Source organism: Clostridium sp. YIM B02500, from assembly GCF_022324665.1.
GTDB lineage: Bacteria > Bacillota > Clostridia > Clostridiales > Clostridiaceae > Clostridium > Clostridium beijerinckii.
The window spans coordinates 80607-87154 of sequence record NZ_JAKGTE010000023.1 but is presented as its reverse complement, the minus strand read 5'-3'; the positions used below and the strand labels follow the sequence as shown (position 1 = coordinate 87154).

4 protein-coding genes are annotated in these 6548 nt (G+C 29.5%); all 4 read right to left on the bottom strand.

Annotated features, from left to right (window positions below; all coding sequences use genetic code 11):
* Window positions 1-243: 243 nt before the first annotated feature.
* The 4 genes from L1S46_RS17940 to pulA all read right to left on the bottom strand — a co-directional run bounded on the left by L1S46_RS17940 (window position 244) and on the right by pulA (window position 6538).
* Window positions 244-1419 (bottom strand): DegT/DnrJ/EryC1/StrS aminotransferase family protein, encoded by a 1176-nt coding sequence (locus tag L1S46_RS17940; protein WP_238900612.1) that lies wholly within the window; start codon window positions 1417-1419, stop codon window positions 244-246.
* Window positions 1420-1816: 397 nt separating this feature from the next.
* Entirely contained in the window at window positions 1817-3532 is a 1716-nt protein-coding gene (locus L1S46_RS17935) for a ribonuclease J (protein WP_023973122.1), read from the bottom strand.
* 233 nt (window positions 3533-3765) lie between these two features.
* Window positions 3766-4536 (bottom strand): DUF4931 domain-containing protein, encoded by a 771-nt coding sequence (locus tag L1S46_RS17930; protein WP_012060291.1) that lies wholly within the window; start codon window positions 4534-4536, stop codon window positions 3766-3768.
* Between the two features lie 28 nt (window positions 4537-4564).
* Window positions 4565-6538, bottom strand: a complete 1974-nt coding sequence (gene pulA / locus L1S46_RS17925) for a type I pullulanase (protein ID WP_105411435.1) — start codon at window positions 6536-6538, stop codon at window positions 4565-4567.
* Window positions 6539-6548: the final 10 nt, after the last annotated feature.

Here is a 6548-nt window from a genome sequence, read left to right as displayed (position 1 = left end):
AGCCTGTACTCCCTTCATTTGATAATTTATTATATCATTCTAATGAAGTTTACACAGACTATTTTACACTCTCAGATAAAACTAATAGTAAATTAGATATGGAACCTAATAATAATCCATATAATAAAACTACCGAGACTATAGTTTAGCTTCTAAAAAACATATTAAAATATTGCATCAGATTCAAAAAAATATAAGACAGCCCATCTCATTGTATGGGCTGTTTTATATTCATAAAAAAAATTACAACAATTCTTTTACTACTTTTATAACTTCTTTTGCTATATATTCAGCATCTTCTACCGATAATGTAGTATATACTGGAAGTGTAATCTCATTTTCATACTGTGCATAAGCATTTGGATAATCTTTAATATCATATCCAAGGTTTTTATATAGAGTTAGCATAGGAAGCGGTTTGTAATGAACGTTTGTTGCTATTCCTATATCTGCTAACTTTTGAATAGCTTCATTTCTCTTTTTCTCATTAAATCCTTTAACTCTGTAAAGATATAAATGATATGATGTTTCAGTTCCATTCTCATCTTTTGTAAATGGAATTATTGAAAATTCTTCTTTTGATAAAATATCACTATATATCTTAAATATTTGTCTTCTCTTTTCCAGCATTTTCTCATATCTTTTTAATTGAACTAAACCTATAGCTGCCCCTATATCTGTCAAATTACACTTAAGTCCATCATTTATAATGTCATATTCCCATGCACCTGCTTTTAGCTTACTTAGAGCATCTTTTGATTGTCCATGCATGGCAGTAAATCTCATATATTTAAGTAAATCCTCATGATCACCAAAGTGGTTGTCATTAAATGTAACAGCTCCACCTTCTCCTGTAGTTAGATTTTTAACTGCATGAAACGAAAATGAGTGAAAATCACATTGAGAGCCAACTGGTTTCCCTTTGTATTTAGCCCCAAAAGAGTGTGCTGAATCACAAAGTATTATTATATCTTCTCTATTTTTATCCTTTAAAACTTTCTTTAAAGCATCATAATCAAATGGTACTCCTGCAATATCCACTGGCATAATTACCTTTGTTTTATCTGTAATCTTATCAGCAATTTTATCTATATCCATTTCAAAAGTATCTTTTTTAACATCAACATATATAGGTTTAATCCCTCTATGAATACCAACACTTGAAGTAGCAGTATATGTATATGGAGTAGAAATAATTTCGTCCCCCTCTTTTATATCAAATACTTTAAGCACTAGTTCCATTGCAGCAGTCGCACTATTTAATGCTAATGCTTTATTAACATTTAGATAATTTTGTATTCCTTCCTCAAACTCGGCAAGTTTTGGTCCAGAAGTAATCCAACCTGATCTTAATACATTACCTACTGCTTCTATTTCTTCTTCAGTTATATCTGGTGGTGAAAATGGTATCTTTTTCATACAATTCATCCTCTCTAATTTAAGCACAAAATTTTAATATATATGTTGCAATCCATAATGCATATTTCACAATTACGGCTAAAATTCTTTCAATATTTTTAGAATTATGATGAATAATCATTTTTGTAACATATATATAATAGAATCTCTAAAAGTAATTTATAGGAAATAACTTTTATATTAGACTCTCTTTTATATTATTATAAACTCCACCCTTAGGTAAGAGTCAAGTTAAAAATATTTATCTTAGAATAATAAATAAACCACCATTTTCAGCTAGTCTATTTATAAACTAGTTTTTTCTAAAAATAGGTGGTTGTTTAATCAAAAAGCCATTTCTACATGCAATGATAATCTTTAACTATTTATTATCCCTGTTTTTTACGGAGCTAGCTAATTATAATTCAACAATTACTGGTAATATCATTGGCTTTCTCTTCATTTTTGTATAAACATAATTGTCAACTTCTCTTCTTATTCCATTCTTTATTTCTGCCCATTGAGTTATGTTTCTATCTAAGCATTTTTCTACAACGTTAGTAACTATATTTCTAACTTCGTCTATTAATTCTTCAGAGTTTCTTACATATACGAAACCTCTTGACACTATGTCTGGACCGGATATTATAATTTTATTTCTTATGTCTATAGCTATAACCACTGTGATTATACCATTCTCTGCTAGATTCTTTCTATCTCTAAGAACCATACTTCCTATATCTCCAACCCCCATACCATCTACAAGAACTCTTCCAAATGGTACTTTTCCTGATACTTTTCCAGTAGCTCTAGTTAATTCAAAAACATCACCATTTTCTAAAATAAATGTCTTAGATTTGTCTACTCCCATACTTTCTGCTATTTTAGCATGAGTAATTAAATGCTTATACTCACCATGAACTGGTATAAAAAATTTTGGTTTTAATAAAGCTTGAATTAGCCTTAATTCTTGTTCACAGGCATGCCCAGAAACATGTATATCTTCTATTGATTTATAGATTACATTGGCGCCTTTCTTTATTAAATCATTTATTAAGTTAGATACCGCCTTCTCATTACCAGGTATAGGACTTGCCGAGATAATAACCATATCTCCTTCTATTATTTGTATATGCCTATGTGTTGATGCAGCTATCCTTGATAATCCTGCCATAGATTCTCCCTGACTTCCAGTTGTAACAATAGTTAGCTTATCATCTGGATAATTCTTTATTTCATCTAGACTTATTATCATATCTTCTGGAATAAGTAAATATCCAAGTTCCATAGCAACTTCAGATATATTTTCCATACTTCTACCGCTAAAAGCTATTTTTCTGTTATATTTTATTGAACAATCACTAATTTGTTGTAACCTATGAACATTTGATGCAAATGTAGATACTATAATCCTACCAGTAGCCCTACTGAAAAGATTTTCTAGTGTTTCTCCAACTGTTTTTTCAGACATAGTGTAACCTTTATGAAGAGCATTAGTACTATCCGCCATTAAGAGAAGTACACCTTTCTTCCCCAACTGAGCATACCTTTGTAAATCCATAACCTTCCCATCTATTGGTGTAAAATCCACTTTAAAATCACCGCTATGAACAATAACTCCTATTGGGGTATGCAATGCGATAGAACAGCTATCAGGTATACTGTGGTTATTCCTTATATATTCAATTTTTATTTGCTCTAATTTTATTAGTTCTCCCGGTTCAACAACATTTAATGTACAGTCACTAAGCATAGTATGCTCTTTTAATTTACCTTCTATTAATCCAAGTGTTAATCTAGTTCCATATATAGGAACATTAATTTGCTTTAATACATATGGTAGTCCACCAATATGATCTTCATGTCCATGGGTGATAAAGATCCCCTTAACTTTATTCTTATTTTTAATCAGGTATGTTACATCTGGAATTACTATATCAATTCCATATAAGTCTTCATCTGGGAATGCTAATCCACAATCTATAACTATTATTTCATTATCATATTCAAAGGCAGTCATATTTTTTCCTATTTCACCAAGTCCACCTAATGGAATTATCTTCAGTGGAATTTGTTTAGATTTTGTTTTTTTATTGATTTTATTTTTACTAATTCCAATTTCATTATTCTCCATATTATCACACCTCAAAAGTTTTTATTCTATGCTTTAATTATTTACAATTAACTTTAAATATATAAGTAAACTTTAAAATTTATTTTAACCTAAAAAGTAGCATCATAATTTAAAAATTATAATGCTACTTTTTATAGTTATATTCGTCTTTAAATATCATTAAATTATTTCGATATTAAGCCCATAAATTATATTTATATATATAATATGCATGGAATAATATCTTAATATTTTTACTGAAAATACATTGCTTTTAATTTATCAGCTATTTCATTTTCACAACTTGATATTTGTCTGATTCCATATCCAAGAAGCAATGGTGAACTGCTGAATCTTGGCATAACCTTACATAAAATTTTATTTTTTATATGATAGAAAAATATATTAAAACTATCACACTTCACGAAATAATTATTTAAAAGGTAATGAACTACCTTTCTAAGATTATATGCCAACTCATTTAATGCATATAAATCATCACTTATAATTATATTAAATTCAGTAAATCCATTAAATGGTTTATGTGATAGATTAACTAAACAATTATCACTTTTATGAATTTCTATTCCTTCAAAATAATCATCTTTTATATTTAATTTATAATCAATGTCATCAAGACCTACTATCTGCATATGAGGATGTTTTAAGCTTCCGCCAGAATTTGGACCATGGTTTTTATAAAATATTACTGATTTATATTCTCCGCTTGCCTCTATTCTTAGCCAATGTTTAACACTAAATCTTATTAAATCCTCCATATACTCTGCAGAATACTGTCCCATATCAGTATTACAATTATACGTTTCTATAATAACTAATTGATAAGTATCTTTTATAGTCGGATACTTATTTTTTAGTAATACAAATGGCCCGTCTTCATCAATAACATCTGTAAGTGTCTCTCTATTGCAAAACGGACATTCCTTTATATTTATTTTTTTAAATTCATTTGGCTTATCCTTATTAATTTCATTTAAAAATACTAAATACTTATCGTTTCCCATTTATATCACCAAAAACCTTCCATCAAAATCATTTTTTAATTAATACATGTGCACACTTTGAAGGAACAGTTATACTATTACCTTCTATCGCGTAAATTTCATCTACTCCAGCTCTTTCCTTATTAACAAGGACACTCCATCCACATTCCTTTAAATCTATAAATGCTTCCTCATCATTTGGGTTAAATATTACAACTATAGTATTACACAAGTTTTTCTCACTGTTATCTTCTATCTTATATGCTACAACATTTTCTTTGTAAAAATCCTCTCCATACTCTAAAAATGTTAAATTCTTTCTAATTTCTTCACTTGAATTCATTCTGAACGCTTTATATTTCTTTCTTAATTTAATTAGACCTTTATAGTAATTTACAATTTCTTTATATTCAAAAACTCTATCCCACTCTAAATTATTTACGCTATCAGGAGCATTATAACTATCATGACTAAAGCTTCCATCATCATTTTTCTTAGTCCTTAAAAATTCTTCTCCCGCTTGAAAGAAAGGTATCCCTTGAGATGTTAAAACTATAGCCGCTGCTAACTTGTTCATATTCTTACGTTTTTCTTGAGAAGACTCATTGTTAGTTAAATATAGTTTATCCCATAATGTATAATTATCATGAGCCGAAATGTAATTTATACATTGATAAGGCTCATTTGCCCATGCAAAGCGTGAGTATATGACTTTATCATAGTTAATGCCTTGTTTACCAGTAGCTCCTACAATACAGAATTTAATACTTTCTTCAAGCCCGGTTCTACCATTTACATATCCTTTTTCATTTATATTAAACACATGTCCTTTAACTGAATCTCTAGTATCATCACTAAATGCTGCAATTTGCATTTTATCAAATTTCACTATATTTTGCTTTACTGATGACTCTTCACCACTTAATGGAGTCCAGCCTCCAGTCCAACCTTCACCATACATAAGTATAGATGTATCAATCTTATCTAACTCAGCTCTAATTTGCTTCATAGTCTCAATATCATGTAAACCCATTAAATCAAATCTAAATCCATCTATATGATATTCCTTAGCCCAATAAATTACTGAATCAACAATAAGTTTTCTTACCATATATCGTTCTGAAGCTAATTCATTGCCACAACCAGATCCATTTGAAAAATTTCCATTTTGATCCTGTCTATAATAATATCCTGGTACTGCCAGATTAAGATTAGATTCATGACTTTTATAGGTGTGATTATAAACCATATCCATAACAACTCTAAGTCCAGCTTCATGTATACTTTTAACCATTTCCTTAAATTCTCTAATTCTCTTTTCTCCATTAAAAGGATTTGTTGAATACGATCCTTCTGGCGCAAAATAATTCTTTGGATCATATCCCCAATTATATTGTGGCATATCTGGTTTACTTTCGTCAACAGTTTCATAATCAAATGCCGGAAGTAAATGAACATGAGTTATTCCCAATTCCATTAAATAATCTATTCCTGTCTTTGTATATTTTCCTGGAATTGTAGTCCCATGCTCACAAAACGCGGTATACTTTCCTTTTTTATTTGAGCTTATTCCTGAATTCTCATTTATTGAAAAATCTCTTACATGAACCTCGTATATTACAGCTGCCGTTGCGGAGCTTAGCTCTGGTTTTCTATCTTCCTCAAAATTTATTGGATCTGTTTTTTTAAGATCTATTACCATTCCTCTGTTTCCATTAACCCCAAGGGCTTTTGCATATGGATCTACAACTTCCCTTTCATTTCCACTATTAATTATTAAGTAATTATAAAATTCACCTTCAAGATCTCTTTTCACCTCTATGTTCCAAGTTCCTTGTACTCCTCGATTCATGTCTAATATTTCTTCTGGTGCATTTGTATAATTCTTTTCATCCTTTCCAAATAGCGCCAGTCGGACATTATTTGCATTTGGTGCCCAAACTATAAATCTTGTACCATCTTTACAATATTCTGCACCAAGATTCCCATCATAGTTATTGTACTCATTATCTAATAAATTCATTATATTATTA